This window comes from Pseudoalteromonas sp. P1-25 (genome assembly GCF_001401805.1).
Taxonomy (GTDB): domain Bacteria; phylum Pseudomonadota; class Gammaproteobacteria; order Enterobacterales; family Alteromonadaceae; genus Pseudoalteromonas.
Genome location: NZ_LKDW01000021.1, coordinates 25631 through 48167 on the forward strand (window position 1 = coordinate 25631; position 22537 = coordinate 48167).

The window sequence follows — 22537 nt, forward strand, 5'->3', positions numbered from 1 at the left end:
GTGTAATTGGTCAACTTATATTTCTAGTTAGCAACTTACTAAAATCATATCTACTTTTTATGTAACTCATTTGACATAGCAACAATATCAGCCATTACCCGCTTTTCACCTAAGTCAGCTAAAAAGTTTAAATGCTCAATAACCTTTACCTTTCTTAGATTTTCTAGTTTGTTTACACCACCAAGAGCCAACGCAGGAACGAATGCATACATTTCATCGGCTTCTAATGGGCCTAGGTTTTTTAGTGCATGCTCAAACAAAGGTTTTTCGTTAATGTCTTTTTGATCAAATGACTCTTTTCTTCGAACTGCAAAAAATAAATCAATTGAACGCTCCTCCCCTCGCTCCTTTAATTTTTCAGAATAATCTGTTGGAAAAATCATTCCAAAGTTTGAATTAACATCTATACTCTGACCTGATGTTTCCCCCCAAATAAGTAAATTTCCAAAAGCACTGCGACCAATTACATAATATTTATCAACCCCATTATTTTCGCGTTTAGCGAATTCGGTGCCCTCAAGCCATGTTTGTAAAATATCATGGTAATCTTGTGGGTTTACTAACCAAAAAATGCCATCACCCCATCCACAAAATCCATACTTTTGCCAGTATTCAAGCAAACGGTCAGGAAGTTTGCCTTTAAAAAAGTCAAGCGTTTCATTGGTTGGCATTTTCGCTTTTATCGCGGGACCAAAGCCCGCATAATTATAAAAATTATCAAAAAACTTATTCATTTATTTACACCTATGTAAATCTACATTCATCTTAGCATCTGGTCCTATCTCTTCGAGTGCTTTTTGAGCCTGTTCGTCCATTACTTCTACACGGCTTGAAGCCAACTTATTGCTCGCATCATCTCTACCATTATTCTTCCACTGTGAACCAATTGACTTGTTGACACTTGCATCGCCTAAGTCCACTACACTATCATAACCGCCAGCTATCATATCAGGGTTGTGGAGAGCATTAAGGGTTTTCATGTCTACTTCAGCTAACTCTTTAGCCTTGTGAGCAGCTTCATCACCAAAAAACTCTCCACTAGCAATAAGTTCATCCGTATATTTATTTATCAAATTATCTCGGAACTTTTCTCGTGCCTCTTGCTGAGCAGCACCAGTCCCTTTGCGGCCAATTTTTTTGTATGCCTCACGATTATTTAAGTACTCTTTAACCGTCATATCATTAATGCCGTCTTGTTGGCCTTTCAATTGACGATCATATTCGGCTTCTGTACCTTTTACATTTTTCTTAAAGCATGCGACCTTATGAAGCTCCATTTTTATATCATCTTCATCGGATTGCAGTTTTTCTGTACTTTCGAAATTACTAGATAGCTCTTCAAGACTGTTATTATGAACGACAGTTTCGGAATTTATTAACGCAGCCTCAGTTATACCACCTTTGGTTTTTCCTCCTGGGATCCATTCCCCATCGTATGCACCACCTTCGCGACCATTTGGAATATCATACTCAAATCGCTCATCGCCAGGTTCGACTGTAATATAAGTAATTTCATCATTACTTAAGTCTGTGTTTTCGCCTAAACTAAGTTCATCTCTAAGTATTCTCCAATCATTTCCTGATTGAGTGTATTTAGCGATAATAGCGTCCATTTCACTTTTAAGCCCTACAAACTTTCTTGGCGGTAACGTGGGATATTCAGGGTTTAGCATCCAACTTTGAATAGATATAAAACCTGCACCTTGTTGATTAAACTGGGCTATATGTGCATCTATATATGATTGTGGTAAATATGTCGACGGATCTGGTCGCTCAGCTTTAGGAGTAAGTAACACTTCTTTTACCTTTTTGTAGCTATCCGCCGCTTCAGTGGTGCTATTAAAATGCCCTTTGGTATTTTTTAAAAATGTATTCCAGCCATTTTCCTTACAACTCAACCCAAACGGATCTACCCAATTCACCGGATTTGGCGCATATTGATAGTGGTTTATGCCACCAACCAAACCAATCGGGTCTTGATTTATAAAGCGCTGCTGTTTGGGGCTGTAGTAGCGGTAGCGGTTGTAATGTAAGCCACTCTCTTCATCAAGGTATTGCCCTTGAAAACGGATTGGCTGAGTGAAAGAGTCTTCTTTATTTGATTCTGCTTTTAACTCTTCATAACCATACACATCGGCTTGGTTTTCCCATACGACTTCTGCTTTGTTATTGGTTACAAAACGTGGGGTGTTAAGTTGGTCTAGGTGGTAGTAGTACACCTCACCTTTTTTAATCAGTGCAACAGGATGAAATTGATTTGGCAGATTGATATACCACGTATATTCGCCGTGCTGGCATTCACCAATTAACTGGTCGTTATCCCAAATGTAGTCAATTTTACCGTGCTCGGTGTGCTTGGCAATTCGGCGGCCTAATGGGTCGTAGTCGTATTGCGTGAGCGTGCCGTTGTTGTTAAAACAGCTTAACTGGTTAAACGCGTTGTATTCACGGCGGGTTTTAATGCCTTTGCCGGTTTCGCGTATTTGGTTACCAAACTCGTCGTAGTAAAAGTCGCTGTCGCCAAAGTGTGTTAGGCGGTCGGCGTCGGTGGCACTGTTTATTGTGGTGTTGTTAGTGCCTTCATTATTTGCTACTGAGTCAGCGTTGCTACTATTTTTACTACTATTTTCACTACTATTTAGCGCTAATTCATTGTATTCGCTGTGCGTGGCGTGTGTTAAATCAATAGAAGAGCTGGCTGTATGTTCATTACTAGCTGCATCATGTTCTATACCCTGCTCGCCTATATCACTAGTGTCTGTACCGCTAATGTCTGCATCGTTTGTGTTTGATTGAACAGTCTGACTTTGTGGGTTACCAAAGCTATCCCACTGGTAGTGTGTGGTTGTATCGGCACGTGAGCTTTCCAATGTTTGTTGTATTAACTGGCCGAGGCTGTTGTATTCAAAATTAATGTTTTGGCTGCTTACGCCCTCGTTTTTACGGGCAATGAGCTGGTTTACGCTGTCGTAATTGTACGTACAGGTATCAAATAATGTTTGCGCTGGATGTGTAAGCTGTTGCTGCGTTAAACGGTTGAATACATCAAACTGTTGAGTAAGGGTAATACTGTTACCAAACTGCTGGGTTTTAATATTACCTTGGCTGTCGTAGCTTAATGTTACGAGCGGCTTTGCAAGTTCAACCTCTTTGCTATTGGCTTGCTGTAAGTGAATAGCACTTAGCTGGCCAAACTGGTTGTAGCTGTATTTAAGCGTGGTTGAATCTGGCAGGGTAAGGGTTTGTCTTCTGCCGTAGTCGTCGTAACTGTATTGTAAGGTATGCGCTTGTTGCTGGTTATTAACTTGCTCGGCGCACAGTAGCCTACCGCCTTTATCAAAGCGTTGTTTAAGTGTTGATTGTGCATTATGCGCACGCGTAATTTTACCTTGCAGGTTATAACTGTAGTAATTGGCGTTATTAACGATATGTGAGTCACTGGCAAGGCTTGCATGCTGCGCAGTTACACGGCCAAGGCTGTCGCGCTCTATTTTTACATGGCGTTTGTTGCTTTGCGTTACTGAGGCTAAGCGGTTACAGGCATCGTACTTATATTGCTGTAGCGTGCCATCAAACCCGGTTATTTGTGTTGGGTTTTCGTTCGCGTCGTAACTTATGCGGTATACGTGGCCGTCGCTTCGCTCGATAGCTGTTAAGTTTCGCTCTTTGTCGTACGTTAAATGCAGTGCGCTGCCATCGGGCTGAATAACACAATGCGGCTGGCTTAGCCCTTCAAAGTGTTGCTCGGTGGTGTCGCCTTTGCTGTTTTGCGAGCTAATTAATCGCCCTGCTTCGTCGTAGCTAAAATTTTGATGCTGTTTATTTTCAGGCTCGTTTTCATCAAAGGCTATGGTTTGTGTAAGCTGGCCGTGCTCATTGTATTTATATTGGGTGAGTAAGCCTGCGTTGTTAATTGTGGCATTTACGCGGCCTAAGCTGTCGTAGCTGTAACGTATTAACTCATCGTTATGGTGTTTTGCTAAAAGCTCGCCTTGCTCGTTCCAAATAAATTTGGTGATTTGGCCGTTTTTATTAATATGCTGGGTTAACTGGCCAAGCTTATCGTAGCTGTATAATGTGGTGCGGCCATCGCCAAAGGTTTCGCTTTGTAATAAGCCAGCCACACTGTATTTACGCGTAATGGTTTGGCCATCAGGTAAGGTAGTTAATACACGTTGCCCAAGTTGATTGTAGGCAAAATGCGTTTGGCTACCATCTGGCTGCGTTATTGTTTCTAATTGGCCATAAGGTGTATAGCTATAGCGCGTTGTGCTGTTATCGGGCTTAATTTCACTGAGCTTTTGGCCTTGCGCATTATATGTATATTGCCAAACGTTGCCGTTAGGGTCGGTATGTTTTACCAATTTACCTTGTGCGTTATGTACAAAGTGTTCTTTGTGGCCTCGAGAGTCTATACAGGTTGTTTCACCGCGCTCAAGGTTATATTCAAACTGGTAAGTATAGGTGTTGTTATCGCCCCACTGCTTTATACATTTAGCGCTAGGTGAGTAGCTATCCCACTCAAAATGATGGCTAAAGCCACTGGCTCGGGTACGCTTTGTTAATAAGTTAGCGGCGTTATAGGCGTAGCGCTCAGTTTCGTTTTGCTGATTAGTAGTCTTAACAAGGTTTTTGTTTTCGTCGTACTCGTAGCTTGCTAGTAATGGCGATAGCAATTGCTGTTTGTTGTTTTTATCGGTGCAGTACGCTGCTATTTTGCTTAATAAACCTTGCGCGTTGTAGCTAATTATACAGCCACGTACTTTGTTTACTTCTATGCGGTGTAGGCGCTCTTTTGCATCGTAATAAAACGCGATGCTTTGGCCTTTTTCGTTAATTATTTTTTCAAGCAACCATGCGCTTTCGCCTGGTTTAAACGTAAGGTGTTGGTCGTCTGGCGTTACTAGTACTTGCTTACCATTTGTTTGGTAATGTAGCGCAAGATTACTACTTAACTGATAGCTTGATTGGCCAGGCTTTACTTTTTCAAATTTATGTTTAGCGCCGTGCTCGTCTTGGTACTCTAACCAGTAGGTGCCTTTTTGCTTAGGGCCCACTTTTGGCGGTGGCAAGTAATGCTCCGTAAGGCTTGCCATAAAATCATGGCGCCAACCATTACCCATAGTTGTGCACACATCAGCATGAGATGAGCGGTACAAACGTCGCCACACTAATTGGCGGCTGCCTGCTAGGGTAAAGTCGATAAGCGGGAGAATTTCTTCGCCAGAGAGCATTGATACCGGATCTGAGCGGCACTCTTGGTTTGTAATGGGCTCTTCGCTTGCTGTGTTATTACTTGCAGCACCCGTATTTTTTGCAGGTGCTTGCGTTGCGCTTTTACCCGATGCGGTTGAGCTTGATTTTTTGTTCGACTTTTTGCCCGCTGCTCCGCTATTGGTATTATCGCTTACTTGAATGGCCGACTTTGCTTTTTGGTGGTAACACGTTACTGCGCCACTTATTAAGGCTTGGGTAAGTACACTTGCTGTTTCGCGGGCAGAGGCGCTACGTGGGCAGTTAATGCCTGCACTATTTAGTAAATTAATTACATCAAGACGTTTGGCAGCGTCACCCGTTAACGCACCACCAATTTGGGCTATTTGCTGTTTAGCTGTATCTGGGGTGTTTGCCACACTTGGCGCATAACCTGACGGCGTTTGGCCTTTGCCAGCAACTAGGCAAATGGGGTAACTCGTTCCTTGTAAAACAACCGTATTACTTTGCATTAGTTGTGTACTTCCTCACTTATCCATAAGTATGATGCTGCGGCCTGATATTTTGCTTGTTCTTGAGAAATCACTAACGCGTGTTTAAAGTGATTTACAATAGCCGGACTTGAGGACAATTGATATAAATTGACAAGTCCTTCAAGCGCACCCATTTTACCTAATTTGTAATTAGGTAATTCATAATGTGTATGCTCATTAATTAAACTGCTGAGCCTTTGTAAATTAGTAAGCCATACGTCACTTTGCTGATGTATGCCGTTACCTGGAGCAAAAATAAGATCTATATAGTCTTTATTATGCTGTGCAATATTTGAAAATATACCGCCTAGTTGGTCGTGCTTTATAAAATCGATTGAAGGGGCAAGCTCATGGCTTACTTGCATCCAGCCGCTTTTAACCGTTTCAATAGTCGCCAGTGCACCACCTACTCCTAAGTATACCCACTCATTGTTTTTATCGGCTTTATAGGTTGCGTCAATGGCTATAACATTTGCTTTAGCCCATTTTTTTTGCCCCACCATTTGCACTAACGTATTAGCACCAACAGCACCATAAAATAATAAGTGCTCTACATGTTCAGAGAACAACTGTTTAAAACTTTTTGCTAAAAGCTGCTTTAGCTCATCTTGGTACGCCAGTGCTGGCAATAGCCATACAAGTGGCAAGTTTGAGTCTTCTACTTTTGCAAAAAGTTCTTTCGCTTTTACTATGCAATCATAAATACAGGCATTCCATGATTGCCAATTAATACCGTTAGGTGAGTTTGGAGTATCTGCATATAACAGTGTATCTATGTCTTGCGACAAAGGCGTAAAAAAACAGCTTACGTTTACGTTAAACGCCTTCATGCTTGCGCCTCAGCTTTTACATTTTTAGCCATCGATTTATAGTAGGTATACAAATTGAATATTGCTTGGCTATAACAGTCCATTGCCGACATTTCTATTGCGTTTAACTTATGATTAAGTGCTTTACCGGCTACTAACCGTTGTACGCAAAGCTTTTCCTCGTATTTAGGCCAATTTTGCTGTAACTGCTGCTTGAAGGCATCTAGTGCTTGTTGTTCAGCATTAAACGCACTTAATTGAATGTCATAGCTTACGAGTAAGTCGAGCTTATCACCAAGCATACGCCTTATTAGGGCAATAATAGCTGTTGGGTTTTCTACTTGGTTTAACGACATACACGCTAAGGGCACTAGCTTTACATAGCCACTTTGTAATAGCACATGCAACGTATCATCTACTGTTAAAACGTGGCTTGCGTAGTTACTTAACGCGTTTACCTGTTCCCAACTTAGTGATAATAAAAAAAGCGACATTAACGGTGAATTAACAAGCCCACTTTTATATAGCTCATCAAACACATGTTTTAGCAATTTTATATTGGCATTAGGGTTGAATGCGCTGATAAGCGCGACTGTTTCGGCTGTTGTTACCTCTTGTTCAGCGCTATTAGCTAACGCAAAATAAAGAGTATTTAAATCAATTAATGCAATTAAATTAAAGCTGTGTTGCTGTAATAAAACTTTATAAATAACTGCCTTTGCTAAGCCATGCAAGGACGGGCTGTTTAGCAAAGCGTTTATAAAAGCAAGGTTAATTGTTTGCGGTAAATTAGCCATCACTTCTATGCATGCCTGAGAAATTACATCAAGACTCTGTTTGCTAGTTACTAAAGCACTAAGTTGAGTTAAATCGGGCTGGGTAAAACATTGAGGAGTATTGTTTTTTTTAGCGGTTAACCAGGTTATTTCTAACAGCTTTTTTTTGAGCGTTTTTACATAGCCTACAGAAGTAAAAGGGCAGCACTGCGCCTTACTTATATGGAGCAATTGTGCTTGATGATTACTTAAGTAGGTAGACAGCAAAATTAGCCACCTATTAATACAGTAGGGTTGCCAACTACAATTTTTCCGCCGTGGGAGCTATCATCACCCATTCGAGCTGCGGGTTTACCGTTAATTTTTACGCTACCAGAGCCTGACTTTATGCTGTCGGGTGGGCCAACACATACTAACATATCGCCTTTACGTGCCGCAGGCATTCCACCTATTAATACATTAGCAGAGCCAACCACAACAGGGCCGCCAACATGAGGGACTGTACCTGTTGTTTTAGGACATACATGCATATGACCAATTGTAGCTGCGGGCTTACCCATAAAGACTCCTTGTCTTATTTACTTTTTAACAATAAACCTAATCAAATAAAGGAATAATTAATAACTTACTTTGAGCAACTAAACCCGATAACGTATCAATTAATTCCGCTTTATTATAATCAGAAATAGATACAGAGCTTTGCAAAGCATATTGATACAAAGCGGCTATAACATCTTCACTATTTAATGCGTTATGTAAATTACTTAAAAACTGATTAGCGTAATAACCGTTCATCGCTTTTAAATGCATTAATGCAGGATTTAGCAACGGATCATCTGGCCTATTTATTGGCAAACAAATTAAATAAGGCAATCCATAACGACAATATACAACATGTCCATTATTATTAACTCCGTTTCTATACCCTGAGTAAAAGCTATTTATTATTTCCATAATTGCACTAATTTAATTTAATCATACCGGCAGATAAAGTAATGGCACTACCATCAACTTTAACATTACTGCCTTTAATATCTATATTAGTGCCTTCTATAGTTATATTACCGCTACTGCTCATTTTAATTTGTGCAGAGCCAGTTTTAATTACTATTTCGTCACCCGCCTCAATATTAAGTGTTTTACCCACTTTTAATGTGTCGTTTTCACCTATATCATCGCTGCGGTTTTTAGCCACTTTAAGGGTTTCATTATTGCCAATATCAACTTTTCGATCGTTGCCAATTTCAATATTATGGTCATGATCTGTTTTGTCGTTTTGGTCATTTTTTACGTAAAGCTGTTTGTCTTTTTCTGCTTGAATATAAACAAGTTCGCTGCCTTTTTTATCTTCAAACCTTAGCTCATTAAAGTTATCAGCCCCGCCTTCTTTAGTAGAGCGTGTTTTGATACCACTTTGTGTTTTTTCGCCAGGTAATGCGTACGGAGGCATTAAATCTGCGTTGTAAACAGCGCCACTAATAATAGGTTGATCTGGGTCGCCATTTATAAAGTCTACTAGGACTTCTTGGCCAACTCGTGGGAAGAAAAACGCCCCCCACTTTTTACCCGCCCAGTTTTGCGCTACACGGATCCAGCATGAGCTTTTTGAATCCTTTTTGCCTTCTCGGTCCCAATCAAACTGCACTTTTACGCGACCATATTGATCAATCATTATCTCATCGGCGCTATCGCCAGTAACAATTGCAGTTTGTACACCGCTAATTACCGGTTTTTTCTTATTTATTTGTGCTCTATAAGGGATTTCTTTTGGGACACATTCAAAATGATTTGAATAAACTTCCTCTACCGATGACTGTTGCGAACCAGATTGGTTAGGCACTGTAATTGAGGTCATCATAGAGGTTATGACAAATGTTTTACCCTCAAGGCGTGGGTCTTCGTGCTTTTTAAAGCTAAAGAGTTTACCCACAGTGAATGAGCGACAGTCACTACGACCACTAGAAAGCTTCATGTCTCGCTGTAGTGACTCAAGCTGAACAGACGCTAAGTTTGCCGCACGTGGGTGGCATTCTTGCTCGCCTGTGTATTCAAAAATTTCTGATACTGATTGAGTTGGTAGCTCTGGATTAGCTTGCTCTCCGTCTGGGTAGCGTGATGGCTGCTTAAAATCGTAACCAACGCGTTTAAAGCTGCCAGGTGCTATGCTTAAACCACCCTGCCAACGCGATACGTGTGATTCGCTTAAATGGCCAGTTGAATAAACAACTTTCGCTTCGTCACATACCTCGTATGCAGTTATATCATCTGCAAGTACCAGTGTGTGGTTGCTATTGGTGTGCTCAAAAAAGTAAAAAATACCTTCTTGTTGAAAAAGTCGTTGGATAAAGTCAAAGTCTGACTCTTGATACTGAACGCAGTACTCATATTTAGGGTATGTTTTACTGGTTTTATCACTAAAGGCAACATTATGCTGACCAAATAAGTCAGCAAAAATTTCTTTAATAGTTTTCTTTTGGAATATTCGGCTGTTTTTACGATTGCGCATTGATGCTGCAAACGGGACGATAGTTGCTTGGTAATCTATATAGTTTTTTTGTTCTTCTACATCAGCTGTGCGGCTACCATTTGAAACTAAGTGACTTACTATTCCGTGATAGTAACGCTCACCACCGCCTTGAGCATTTTTTACTTTAATAGATACAGGCTTACCTACTAAATCTTCGTGCGCTATTTGTTTACCAATCGTGTACATATTGGCAGACATAACAAATAAATCTGACATTGCCTCTTGGGCAACAAATCGGGTTAAATAGAGGGCATCTTTACCAGCAGGGGTGCTAATTTGAATTACGTTATTATCTTGTGTTGCTTGTTGCATTCCTTGCCTTTCCCATCCTAAAGATCAAAAAAAGCTCTGAGCAAAAGCCCAGAGCCATTATAAGGTAACAAAAATTACATTTGTTGACCTTTAACACCGCTGTAACCGTATACAAGTGGAGCAGTAATGTTATTTTTGTCGTCTGTTGGAGTAACAGTCATCATCATTTCTGTGTAGCTGATAGTGATTGTTTCAATAGGACGATCGTTTTGAACTGATACAGAGTAGCTAGAAATCATTGCATCTGTAAGTTCGATTTTCATGATTTCTTCAACTTTATCACCTTGTTTAGTGATATGGAAAATAGCTGGAAGGCCTTTACCAATAGTTGCTTCTTTGAAAAGATCCGGAGATGCTTTATCTTGAAGTTTAGTGATAGTTACATCGCCAAGACGAGTAGAGCTAGACTCACGGTCCATTGCTGTACCAGTTGCTGCACTAATTTCACGGCTTACGTTCCAATCTAAAGATAATACTGTGATTAAATCTTTGAAAGATTCAGCTGTAGTTTCGCCTTTGATTGAACCGTATTTTAAATATGTATTTGCTTGCATTTGATAATGCTCCTTTTAATTAAACAATGTTATCCATTTAGACTGGATTATTTACTTTGGTTTCCCAAAAATTCCTTTGAAATCATTATCTTTAATACAGCAATGAAAAGGCCTTCAGATTCCTTTCCTTAGATGAAGACAATGTCTCAAAATTCCATGTAGTGATTTAAGGCAACAAAATTATAATACCCTAAAAATAAAGAAACAACCTTAATAGAGAGTTAATTTAAATAAACTTTAATTTAACTCAATATCAAATTCATTATCTTTTACAGCCAACTTTATACTATTTATTTCTTTATCATCAATCATGCTTGAAAGTAAAACTTCAGATAATAAAGGCAATAATTTATTTTGCAAAATAGTGTGTATGTTCCTAGCACCGGACCCTGCATTTTGGCAATTATCAATAATATATTCTATTACATCACTTTCATATTTAAGCTCAGCGTCGTAATGCTTATTAACGCGTTTTACAATTTTCGCTATTTGTAATGAGGCAATTTCTGAAAGAATATCGTCACTTAGAGGGATGTACGGAATTACATTAATACGACCTAAAAAAGCAGGCTTAAATGAAGCGAGTAAATCATCTTGTAATGCTTTTAATAAGCCTTTAATACTTGGCTTACTTTCTTCGTCTTCAAATAAGCTCATAGTGGTATCAGTACCCACATTTGAGGTCATAATTATAATTGTATTTTTGAAGTCGATATCACGGCCTTCACCGTCTTTTATTGTACCTTTATCAAACACTTGATAAAAAATATCTTGTACACCAGGGTGTGCTTTTTCCATTTCATCAAGCAGTACTACGCTGTATGGTTTTCTTCTTACGGCTTCGGTTAATATGCCACCTTCGCCATAGCCTACATAACCAGGAGGTGAACCAAGCAGTAGCGACACTTTATGCTCTTCTTTAAATTCAGACATATTAATAACAGTGACATTCTCTTCACTGCCGTACACCTCCTGCGCTAGCGATAGTGCAGTCTCAGTTTTACCTACACCACTTGGGCCTGCCAGCATAAAAATGCCATTAGGTCGGCTTTCATCTGCTAGTTGAGCGCGAGATGTTTGCACTACTTTAGCGATTAAATCTAACGCGTGATCTTGCCCTACTACGCGTTTTTTCATTTCCTGTGCAAGGTTTAAAATGCCATGTATTTCATCTTCGTGCATTTTACCTACAGGGATGCCAGTCCAATCTGATATAACCTGTGCAATAAGCTCTTCATCCACTTGCCAATGAACCATATTATGTTCAAAAGCAGTTAACTTTTCTTTGCTCTGCTTAAGGTTGGCTAAAATTTCATCTGATGAATTTTCTTGATCTGAGTTAATAGACTCGAGTGTCTTATTAAGCTCAGCAACAATTTCTTTTTCTACTTTAAATTGCTCTGCTAATGGCGCTAACTGCTCTTCAATAGTTACAAGTTCAGTTTTAAGTGTATCTAATTGCACTGAATGATCTAAACCTGTTTTTTGTTCACGGTGTAGCATCTGCACTTGTGTTTCTATTTCACTTAAACGATTTACAAGTTGCTCTATAGTGTTTGGTGTAGATGCTTGGCTCATTGCCACCCGTGCGCAGGCAGTATCTAATAATGCCACGGCTTTATCGGGTAATTGCCTTGCCGTAATATAGCGATGCGATAAGTGCACTGCACTTTCAAGAGCCTGCTCAGATATAAACACTTTATGGTGTTTTTCCATCACAGGTACTAAACCACGTAACATAGCCACGGCTTTTTCTGGCGTTGGCTCTTCTACTTTCACCACTTGGAAACGACGTGTTAGCGCAGCATCCTTTTCAAAAAACTTTTTATATTCAGCCCACGTTGTGGCAGCAATGGTTCTAAGCTCGCCACGGGCTAGTGCTGGTTTTAATAAGTTAGCAGCATCGTTTTGGCCTGCAGCTCCACCGCTACCAATCATCGTATGAGCTTCATCAATAAATAAAATAACTGGGTTAACTGAATTTTTCACTTCGTTAATTAATGATTTAAGACGATTTTCAAATTCGCCTTTCATGCCAGCGCCAGCTTGTAATAGTGCTAAATCTAAGCTGTGAATTTTCACATTCTGCAGCACAGCCGGTACATCTTTTTGTGCGATTCTTAAAGCTAAGCCTTCAACTACAGCTGTTTTACCTACACCCGCTTCACCGGTTAAAATTGGGTTGTTTTGACGACGCCTAGTTAAAATATCTACCATTTGGCGAATTTCGAAGTCGCGGCCCAAAATAGGATCTATTTTTCCGGCTTTTGCTTGCGCCGTTAAATCAACAGTAAACTGATCAAGGCTCGGTGTTTTAGAGTTTGTAGCCGATTGGCTAGCCGTGCTTTGTACTGAGTGATTACGCTCTTGCGATTGAGCGACTATTTCTGGCCATGCATGGAGTAATTGCCCTGGCTCTATTTTATTAAATAACTTACTACAACGTGTTACCAAGCTCGACAAGGTATCGTCTTTTACAAGCGTATAAATAACGTAGGCACTGCGTATTTGGTTATCAGTAAATTCAATACTGGTACTTAACCAAGATTGCTTTAATAGACTCGTAACATGCACAGATAAACTAGGTGAGGACTCACTACCGGTTTTAAACGCTTCTAGAGATTGATTTAAGTCTTGTTTTACTTTTTCTATATCAATGTCAAAAGAGCCAAAAATAAGCCTAACGTCATCTAGTTGCTGCTCAATCATGGCAAGTAACCAGTGTTCAAGCTCCACTGTAAAGTGGCTTCTGCTATTACAAATTGCAACCGCCGCCTCTAGGCTTTTTCTGCAATCAGGGCTTAGTTTTTCAACTAATTTATTGAGTGTCATCGAAGACATACAGTGTTCCTTTTAATTTTAATTATCCCTTAAACGATAACTTAGTAGGGTTAGATTTTGATTTGTTATTTTGTACCGCTAAAAAAGAATTTGCGCCTAATTGGCAGTCATTCTTAGCCAGCTGAGCGGCGCCTAAATGCTGAAAGTCAGTTTCAATAACTAAGCGGAACTGAATTGAATTTCCAACGTAGTCTTTCGTAATTTTATTTGCTAGTTCAAACAAAGCCCCTTTTGGTAAAAGAAGTTTTGCTTTTTTTGGTTCATTTGATTTTATATGCACTTCAATATTAGAAGAGACATCCCAAACCTTTTTACCTAGCATGGTATCTACACCTAACTGAGCATGCTGACCTTCAAATAGTACTTGGCTTGCAAGACGTGTTTGCTCTTGTTCGTGAAGTTCATGCCATTGACCAACCATTTGTTTTATTTTCACTTCGCAGCCAAGGTATGAACTGAGCACACTTTGTAAATCAAATGCATTGCGAATTTTTCGGCTGTACAGACCCGAAAAATGCAACTGATGTTCATTATAGCCACCACTTAGGAGCCCCAAAATTTTGGTATATGGGTCTTTATTTTTGTCATTGTTTACATGGTTTAATGAAGGCTTATATTTTTTCCAAGCTCGGTAATACAAAGAGATGAGGCGATGATTAAACATGTCGTAGAAATCGCGCATGGTCGTGTCTTTATAGCGCAGCCTTTGCATAACCAGTTCACTATAAAATTGCGGTAATGCACCAGAGCAGCCAGTTAACCCCATAAATGAAACCTGCATATTGACCTTGTGCAAACCATCTTCAAAGCCAGTTTCTTCTAATTTGGTAATTGCATTTCCTGGGTAGCCAAACTTTTGCGTTGCTGTAAATTTTATTAGTTCTTGCTTTGGGTTGCTATCGTAACCTACATGGCGATAATCTAAGCCACGCTTTTTAAGCTGGTTTTCAATAATGAAAACCGCTTTATAAAAATCGACTTGAGAAGCTTGAGCGATCAGTTGCTTTATCATAGTAATGGTCTATCACCTACGCGTGCAGGCCACTGATAATATATTTGCTCTTGCTCTTTTAAACGCAAGCTCAAACGTGTGTAACTATTTATAGCGGCAAACTGGGCAAAGAAATGCTCCAATACAGCTGCAAAAAAGAACATGCCACTACCCGAAAAGTCATCGTTAGCAAAAGTAATTTCTATTTCGCTGCCAGTTACAAAACTTACCCTGCCTTTTTGAATAACACGTGCAGTTGCAGGCTCAATACTAACGCGATATATATTATCTATAAGGCCTTTGGTTTGAGGCGATGCTCTAAAGTCATATAGACGAAGTACTTCTTTTAATTTATTACACGCATCTTCACCACTAAAAGTATCAAGCGTTAAATGGTTAACAAGCTGCCAGCGCGTTGCATCAGCTAATACGGGTCTCACTGCATGCGTAAAAGGCGCTAAACAACGAATTTTTTTAATCACATCGCCGCGCTCTGGCATCAGCAACCCAAGCTCATCGTCGCCAAATGGCATACTTGCAGGTAAATTACGGTTACTGCAATGTGCGCGTACAGTCAGTACAGAGTTACCTTCACCATACTCCATCGCACTGTTTTCAAATTTTGCATCTACCAATGACATAAATGTCTCGGTCCCAGACTCTACATATCCGCCCGCCCACGACGCTGTCTCTCTTCTTATATGCCAAAATAAATCTTCATGACCTTGATAATTTGGATGAGTTTGTCCATAAAATGGTGCAACAACTTGTTTATTACCTTTGTGATCAAACGCTATAACTTCTGAAATACCAATTACTTCTGAAATTTCTGAGTCCATATAACGTGGTGCAAGTTGATACTCATATTCGCTTATTTCAGGGCGAATTGGCTCAAGCTCTTGTTCGAATAAGTTAATTATTGGCGTACATCCGAGCAAAAACATATCCTCATCAACCTGTTTTTCAAGCTCACTTGATTCGGTATCAAGGTATATATAAATATCACATTTGTTGGAGTTTTTAGGCAATGCACCACGTATACCTTCAAGTTCAAAAAAACGAAACTTCTCAGGAAAGGTGAAGTTTTCAACCAGTAATCGATACCCGGCAGCAGAACGCTGAGAGTAAGGGACAACGGATTCGTGTGTTTCAAACCCGACCGCTTTTAATTGGTTTTTTGATAAGTATTTGATGCCTTCTTCGCCATTATCTACGGCTAAACCAATGCTGTGTTTAAATAAAAGTTCATAAACTTTAAGAGTATGGTGCCATTGCCCGTTTATATATACACGAAGTTTTTCTAAACCCGTTTCAGCAAGTGATACACCCTTATATTCACCACTAAGCTCTAACTTAAATATAGACTTTGCCTTTTCATGCCAACGCGGCTTAGGGGCAACAAAAGGACTGTTATCAAACTGGGCTTTCGTAATTTCAATGGGCCAAAGGTAGGTTTCGTAACAGGTTTGAAACTTACATTGCTTCATTGAATCCACGTTAGTTTCAACCTCACTTGCTCTTGGAATTACAACACCTGCGGTTGAAAGGTTTTCGGCTTCTAGTTTTACTATCGACATAGAAGGGATAGGTGCTTGGTAATCTGGGAGCATTTGACCTAACAAAGCATCTGTTAGTTCAGGAAAACTGTCATCTAGCTTTTGCCTAATATTGGCAGTTAAAAACGCAAACGATTCAATAAGTCGTGATACATGAGGGTCTTCAACATGATCTTCACTGAGCTTTAAGCGACCTGCTACTTTTGGGTATTTTTCAGCAAAGTCTTTACCTAAATGACGCACAAATGCTAATTCACGATTGTAATACTTTAATAATTCATCGTTCATAATGATGCCTCAATAATCTTCATACCTAAATTTACAGGCTCTACTTCTGAATCAAAGCTTATAAATTCTGGCTCAGGATCAGCGTATAAGAGCGCATTAATACGCAAGTTTAAAACGCGGTTAACCGGCACTTCCTCATCAGTAAATACTTCAACTTCTAAAAATCGTGGCTCAAATTTTAAAATAGTGTTTTTAACTGTCTCGCATAGCAGTGCTCGGCCTTCATGCGAACTGACCGACATACTTGAAAAATCAGGTAAACCGTACGATAAACACGATGTAGCAAGCTCACTATATTGTGCAGGCCACGTATGCCATTGTATTCGGGCATTGAGCAGCGCTTCTATGTCTCTTCGCACATTTTTGCGTAGCTCACTTATTGTGATCCCTTCGGTACGCGATGGGGCATCTTGAAAGTCAGGCTCATCATCAATGAGCCTATCTAAAATTGATGCTTGAAGCTGCTGCTTATGTTCTATCATTATTGCTCAAATATAAATTATGCTGCTTCTACAGCATTAATTTTTAAATTAGGAATTGTGATGGCTTCATCATTCACAAACAGCATTTTCATGCCTTTACCAATAATAAATTCATCTTTTAGTTCAACCCAATCCGTGACCTGACCTAATTTTTCTAGATCCGATTCAGCATTGGCATAGACAAGCGGTAAGTGCGCTGTACCTGAAGGGCCTTCTTTAATCGTTATTTCAACGCGCAGCCAAATACTTTCTAATACTGAACTTACAGGCTCTACTTTTATCGACTCAATTTCATTAAAATTTGCCAAGTAGAATTCACCATTTGTGCCTAGCACCTCTAAATAAGGGTTTAATGTATCGTCCAAGTCGCGTGCCACAGACTCTGCATCACTTAATGTCTTAACTCTTAAAACTTCCATTTGCGCAGAAAGCTCAGCTGCTTCGTCTATTTCGCCCTCTAGCAATGCAACATGCATTTTTAAAAACAATGTGTCTATCTCATCAGCATCATGAAATAATTTAGGGATCCCTTTACCTTGGTAAAAGTCTATTCGTGATTGCTGAGCACGGATCAAATGTCTAAGATTTACAGCACCGACAGCAAACTCAGGATTCTTTTGAACCATAAAGTCGAGTTGTTTATCTGCTTTTTCTAGATCACCATTGATGCAAAGTAATTCTGCATAGATACTTCTTATGTCAAAATTCAAAGGCTCATCTTGAAGCTCTGTAGCACATAAAGAGAGTGCTTCAGTTAGTTTTCCCTCGCGAATCGAGCTATGTATTTTCTTCATGGTTATTCCTTTATTTTGTGGTGAGGACTGAGCTCTGTTATTAATTTAATGCTCGAGACCATTTGATCTAATTGAAAATGGGGTTGTAATTGTAAAACAGAAAAAAAATGACCTGGGTTTGCTTTGTTTTCACTTACTTTAATACGCGCATTACTCAGTGGGTATTTACTTCTGATTTGCTCTGATGCAGAGTCTGATGCGGTTGTATAATTGTTGATCCATGACTGTAGGTCACGTTCGCACGCATGGGCATTTATGTAAGAGCCCACTCTGTCCCGTGCTAATATTTTTAAATAATGTGCAAAACGAGATACGCATAAAATGTACTGCAACATAGATGAAAGGCGCGCATTAATGTTAGCTGCACTAGATTCGTAATTTTTTGCTTTTTGGACCGAGGCGTTGCTATAAAAAACAATATGCTCAGTATTGGTTACTGATGAGGCTGGAATAAAACCAAGTTCAGAAAACTGTTTTTCAAATTTGCTTGTCACTAATAAATCAAGTGGTGGTTTTGCTTCTTTTTGGTATGTATCATTTGCAAAACTATCTTTGGCGAGGCCTGTAACTAGCCCTTTTGATACTTTTCCCGGCTCTATGCCTCTAATATGCCCAAACCAACCACTATCACAGTACGCTCTAACTATTGTTGATACAAACTGAAACGCAGCGTTACCCCATAGCATATCTGTTTCGGGGTTTTTAATTTGTTCTTTAAAATAAAAATCTTGATGGCGTTTACCATCGTTGCTGTAAGGTGCTCTTACTAAAACATGTGGCAACGTTAAACCAACAAAGCGCGCCTCTTCCATCTCTCTAAAGCTTTGCCATTTTACATATTCAGGCTGTTCAAATTGATTAAATAAATCTGCATAATACCCAAGATCAGAAAAACTATCTGCGCCAAAGAGATTAGGGGACGCTGAACATATAAAGGGAGAAAATGCGGCTGCTGCGGTACGCGAGATTTCTTTAATAGTATCAATGTCGTTATAAATAGTGCCATTAGAAGGCATATTACTAATTTCGTAGTCGCCAATTACCACACCAAAAGGCTCACCACCGGCACTATCAAATTCACTTTGATAAAGTAACTGAAAAAAGTAACTTTGGTCGAAATCTATTGCTTTACTGACATCCTTAGAGAGGGTTGCCCAATCACAGTTTAATACTTTTATTTTTACTTTATTTTCTTTGTCGTATTGTTCTGTTTGAAGGGTTAACCACCATAGATTACGCCAGCTAGCCTCTATCTTTTGAAAGCGCGCATCATGAATAATACTATTTAGTTGCTGAGAAATTAATTGATCGAGTTCAACAATAATTCGTTGTAAGTAAGGACCAAGCGATTCTTTGGTCCAAGAAATGGGAGAATCAGAAGAGCCTTCAAGCCACAATAACAGTGCCTTATCTAAGTTTTTCTCGTTTAAAAACCTATCAAGCAAAGCATCATTATCGCTAATTCTAGACTGCGACTTTTGATGAAAAGCGTAGTCTTGATTTATAAATGAAAACTCTTCGTGATTCATTTTACTGCATTATCCTTAACGCTAAAGATTAGTTAATTAACCAATCTCTGGAATTTTAGCTACAAGACGTAATGAAGAAGTAAGCTCTTCCATTTGTAGCCAAGGTCTTAACCATGCCACTGCGTTATAAGCACCTGGCTGACCTGGTATTTCTTTAACTGATACTTTCGCATCGGCTAACGGGTAGCGTGCTCTGATATCTTGACCACCGCCCTCTGTTGCATTTACATACGATAGAATCCAACGGTTTAGCCATGATTCAACATCTTCTGCTTCCATAAAGCTACCAATTTTATCGCGCGCCATAACTTTTAAGTAATGTGCAAAACGAGATGTAGCCATTAAATAGGGTAAGCGTGCTGAAATAGCAGCATTAGCCGTCGCGTCAGGCGTTGAATATACTTGCGGTTTTTGACAGCTTTGGCCACCAAAGAAAACGGCATAATCAGTATTTTTGTAGTGACATAAAGGTAAGAAACCCAGTTTACTAAGCTCTGCTTCACGACGGTCTGTTATACCAATTTCCGTTGGGCATTTAAGATCCGGATCGCCATCATCACTTGTGAAAATATGGGTTGGTAAACCTTCAACTTTGCCGCCGCCTTCAGCACCACGTATTGCAGTACAAAAGCCGTATTGTGAAAACGCTTTGGTCATATTAGTAGCCATTGCGTAAGCAGCATTACTCCAGCAGTAGTCGCTATTATCAGTACTTACTGAACGGCCTGCTTTTGGTTCAACTTCAAACTCTTCAAAGTTAAACTCTTCTACAGGTTTAGAAGCAGCACCGTAAGGTAAGCGTGATAAGAAACGAGGCATAGTTAGCGATACAAAACGCGAATCATCGCTGTCTCTGAACGAGCGCCATTTTGTGTACTCTAATGATTCAAACACTTTTTCTAGATCACGAGGCTTAGTCAATTCTTCCCAGTTATCAAAGCCAAATAAAGACGGAGAAGAAGCTGCAATAAATGGACAGAAGCCAGCCGCTGCCACATTCGACATTAAGCTTAACGTTTCAACATCTTCTGGGTGGTTAGTAAATTCAAAGTCACCCACAATGGTGCCATAAGGTTCGCCACCTGGTGTACCAAATTCAGACTCGTAAATCTTTTTAAATGTTTGGCTTTGATCAAATTCAACAGCTTTGCTTAAATCTTTATGTAGTTCTTTTTTCTTCATGTTTAAAACACGAATTTTAAGCGTTGAGCTTGTTTCAGAGTTCATTACAAGGTGGTGTAACCCACGCCAAGAACCTTCTAACTTTTGAAACTCGTCGCTGTGCATAACAACACTAAGCTGCTTTGATATTTTCTGATCGATTAATTGAATTGCTTCATTAAACGTCACAGTCATGTTTTTATTCCATTGAACTGTGCCTTTTAATGCCTCTTCAGTTAACGTTTTAAGTAGCTCTTCTGCACGACTTGCATCAGTTTGCTTAGTGGCGCCAATTGCTTGCTCTAGTAACGATGAGCTTGCCTCAGCTGTTGACTCTAATTCAGTACTTAGTTGCTCTGCACTCATTTTTCAGTCTCCTCTAGCTTAAGTTCCTTAGCAATAGAATCAAGGCTTGAAGTATTACTTAATACTTCTTCTAAAACATTTTCTAGCTCTTCTGAGCGGTCAATCTTGGTCATTAGATCGCGTAATTTATTACGTGTTTCCATTAGCTTACGCAATGGTTCAACCTGATTAACAACCGCAGCTGGCTCAAAGTCATCGATTGATTTAAAGCTAAGGTTAACCTCAAATTGAGAGTCATCATCACTCAGTGTATTTTCTACAACGAGTTTTAACGAAGGGCTCATGCGTTTTAAAACATCATTAAAGTTTTCACGATCAATTTGAATAAAGCGTCTATCTTTTAACGGCTTTAGTGCTTCAGTGTTATCACCTGAAAAATCACCCATTACACCAACAACAAATGGTAATTCTTTTTTTACCGCAGTTCCTTCAGTTTCAACATCATAAGTGATGTGAACGCGAGGCTTACGTACTCGTTTTAATTTATCATGGATACTCATAGAGAACTCCTTTTACTTATGTTTCAGTTTCGCTGATCTTAATGCCAGACAACTTAAAGTACCCGGTCCTAGCATCACTATCTGTTATTAATTCATTTAATAATTCAGGCAGCGATAATTCGCTCCATCGAATCACTTGTTCTATCGTGTATGACATTGGAGAATGCGGCTCGGTTTTTCTAAAAAACGCCGCTATTTCTTTAAGCTTATTTATTGCATTCTCACGTGAATCAATTGCTTGGCTAATGGCCTTTTTAGGCGCCTCAACTGCATTTTGCTCTTCATCGTTTTGAGTGAGTTGCTCTTGCGTTTGCTCTGATATTAACGCCTGTTCTGCTGCAACAAGTTTGTCTGCAGCAATATGATTAACGGCCGCCAAACTTACCTCAAGCGCTTGTTTAATATTTGAGGTAGGTTGCGGCTGCCCCGTCACTTTATCCATCACATCGCTAAGCTGGGCAAACTCAGTAATCGCCTCTTCAATATCTTGTTTTAACGTTACAAAAAATTCTGTACTTGTCTCTGCAGCACTTTTTTCGATTAATTCAAAATCGACCGCGCCCTGTGCTAGCTTTTTCTCTCTTTTCTCATCATTTAGCCTCGAAATATCATAACCTTGCTGATACTCCCAAAATGTAAAAGGGTCTAAGCTAACACTGTCAGTTAAAAGTATGCTCTTAATGGGGATAATCAGAGTCCCCTCACCTGCGGAACCATTTAATCCGCCAAGCGCTGATACTTTGTCCGAAATTTCATCGTCTGCATCAAGGGAGGGATATAGCGCGTCGAAATAATTATCTAATAAGTGGCTGGCCACTTTAAAGCCAAAAGCAAGTCCTTTAAAACCATGAATTCGACAAAGAGCTTCAATAAACCACGCTAAATACTCAATATCTTTGCTTTCTGTTTTTAGCGCGTTGCTGCATTGTTCTAGTAAGGGTAACCAGTCGCGAGCAAGTGATGAAATACCCTCCTCGTCTACTAGCGCGTTTCTTTCTGCGGCACGAAGTTGGTTTCTTAAATCTTTTAAGGCGTAATAAGTCGACGTAGGAGAAACATCCGAGCGCGGGTCTAAGCCTGCGATTTCAGTTTCAGAAATAGGGGAAATATACTCTTCAAATACAAACATTCCGTCGTCCTAATAATTATCCATAAAACTCCAATAAAGCGGAGCGGATTTCATATTACATTCTTTATATTAAAATACAAGCCCAGTTACAATTGCGTTCAAATCATAAGAATTGCAATTATATAAACAATGAACCTGCATTATAAATTAATTAACACCTAAATTTATATCATTA

17 protein-coding genes are annotated in these 22537 nt (G+C 39.5%); all 17 read right to left on the reverse strand.

The genetic code is table 11. The features are described from left to right. Window positions 1-50: 50 nt before the first annotated feature. The gene (locus AN393_RS13190; protein ID WP_055018318.1) at window positions 51-734 is read right to left on the reverse strand and encodes a GAD-like domain-containing protein; all 684 of its coding nucleotides are present in this window, start codon (window positions 732-734) and stop codon (window positions 51-53) included. Beyond that, window positions 735-5726 carry a polymorphic toxin type 15 domain-containing protein gene (locus tag AN393_RS13195; RefSeq protein ID WP_055018319.1) on the reverse strand — a complete coding sequence of 1664 codons (4992 nt, stop codon included), beginning with the start codon at window positions 5724-5726 and terminating at the stop codon, window positions 735-737. After that, the gene (locus AN393_RS13200) at window positions 5726-6577 is read right to left on the reverse strand and encodes a hypothetical protein (protein ID WP_055018320.1); all 852 of its coding nucleotides are present in this window, start codon (window positions 6575-6577) and stop codon (window positions 5726-5728) included. The genes AN393_RS13195 and AN393_RS13200 overlap by 1 nt, the downstream gene beginning before the upstream one ends. Next, the gene (locus AN393_RS13205) at window positions 6574-7599 is read right to left on the reverse strand and encodes a hypothetical protein (protein ID WP_055018321.1); all 1026 of its coding nucleotides are present in this window, start codon (window positions 7597-7599) and stop codon (window positions 6574-6576) included. Before AN393_RS13205 ends, AN393_RS13200 begins: the two co-directional genes overlap by 4 nt. A 2-nt stretch (window positions 7600-7601) precedes the next feature. After that, a complete protein-coding gene (locus AN393_RS13210) occupies window positions 7602-7892 on the reverse strand; it encodes a PAAR domain-containing protein (RefSeq protein ID WP_055015739.1) in 291 nt (96 codons plus the stop codon). Between the two features lie 37 nt (window positions 7893-7929). After that, window positions 7930-8286 carry a hypothetical protein gene (locus tag AN393_RS13215; protein WP_055018322.1) on the reverse strand — a complete coding sequence of 119 codons (357 nt, stop codon included), beginning with the start codon at window positions 8284-8286 and terminating at the stop codon, window positions 7930-7932. Window positions 8287-8293: 7 nt separating this feature from the next. Next, entirely contained in the window at window positions 8294-10171 is a 1878-nt protein-coding gene (locus AN393_RS13220) for a type VI secretion system Vgr family protein (RefSeq protein ID WP_055018323.1), read from the reverse strand. Window positions 10172-10245: 74 nt separating this feature from the next. After that, complete coding sequence (locus tag AN393_RS13225; RefSeq protein ID WP_024032870.1) at window positions 10246-10725, reverse strand: type VI secretion system tube protein Hcp; 480 nt, start codon at window positions 10723-10725, stop codon at window positions 10246-10248. Between the two features lie 237 nt (window positions 10726-10962). Next, window positions 10963-13566 (reverse strand): type VI secretion system ATPase TssH, encoded by a 2604-nt coding sequence (gene tssH / locus AN393_RS13230; RefSeq protein WP_055018324.1) that lies wholly within the window; start codon window positions 13564-13566, stop codon window positions 10963-10965. Between the two features lie 22 nt (window positions 13567-13588). Further along, window positions 13589-14578: a type VI secretion system baseplate subunit TssG gene (gene tssG / locus AN393_RS13235; RefSeq protein ID WP_055018325.1), complete on the reverse strand. Its 990-nt coding sequence runs from the start codon at window positions 14576-14578 to the stop codon at window positions 13589-13591. Continuing rightward, complete coding sequence (gene tssF, locus AN393_RS13240; RefSeq protein ID WP_055018326.1) at window positions 14575-16401, reverse strand: type VI secretion system baseplate subunit TssF; 1827 nt, start codon at window positions 16399-16401, stop codon at window positions 14575-14577. Before tssF ends, tssG begins: the two co-directional genes overlap by 4 nt. Further along, on the reverse strand, window positions 16398-16883 hold the full coding sequence (gene tssE, locus AN393_RS13245) for a type VI secretion system baseplate subunit TssE (RefSeq protein ID WP_055018327.1): 486 nt from the start codon (window positions 16881-16883) through the stop codon (window positions 16398-16400). The genes tssF and tssE overlap by 4 nt, the downstream gene beginning before the upstream one ends. A 17-nt stretch (window positions 16884-16900) precedes the next feature. Continuing rightward, window positions 16901-17677 (reverse strand): type VI secretion system accessory protein TagJ, encoded by a 777-nt coding sequence (locus tag AN393_RS13250; RefSeq protein ID WP_055018328.1) that lies wholly within the window; start codon window positions 17675-17677, stop codon window positions 16901-16903. Between the two features lie 2 nt (window positions 17678-17679). After that, window positions 17680-19206 carry a type VI secretion system contractile sheath large subunit gene (gene tssC, locus AN393_RS13255; RefSeq protein ID WP_055018329.1) on the reverse strand — a complete coding sequence of 509 codons (1527 nt, stop codon included), beginning with the start codon at window positions 19204-19206 and terminating at the stop codon, window positions 17680-17682. Between the two features lie 36 nt (window positions 19207-19242). Then, window positions 19243-20733 (reverse strand): type VI secretion system contractile sheath large subunit, encoded by a 1491-nt coding sequence (gene tssC, locus AN393_RS13260; protein ID WP_055018330.1) that lies wholly within the window; start codon window positions 20731-20733, stop codon window positions 19243-19245. Beyond that, a complete protein-coding gene (gene tssB / locus AN393_RS13265; RefSeq protein ID WP_055018331.1) occupies window positions 20730-21233 on the reverse strand; it encodes a type VI secretion system contractile sheath small subunit in 504 nt (167 codons plus the stop codon). The genes tssC (AN393_RS13260) and tssB overlap by 4 nt, the downstream gene beginning before the upstream one ends. Window positions 21234-21249: 16 nt before the next feature. Then, complete coding sequence (tssA, locus tag AN393_RS13270; RefSeq protein WP_055018332.1) at window positions 21250-22362, reverse strand: type VI secretion system protein TssA; 1113 nt, start codon at window positions 22360-22362, stop codon at window positions 21250-21252. Window positions 22363-22537 lie beyond the last annotated feature (175 nt).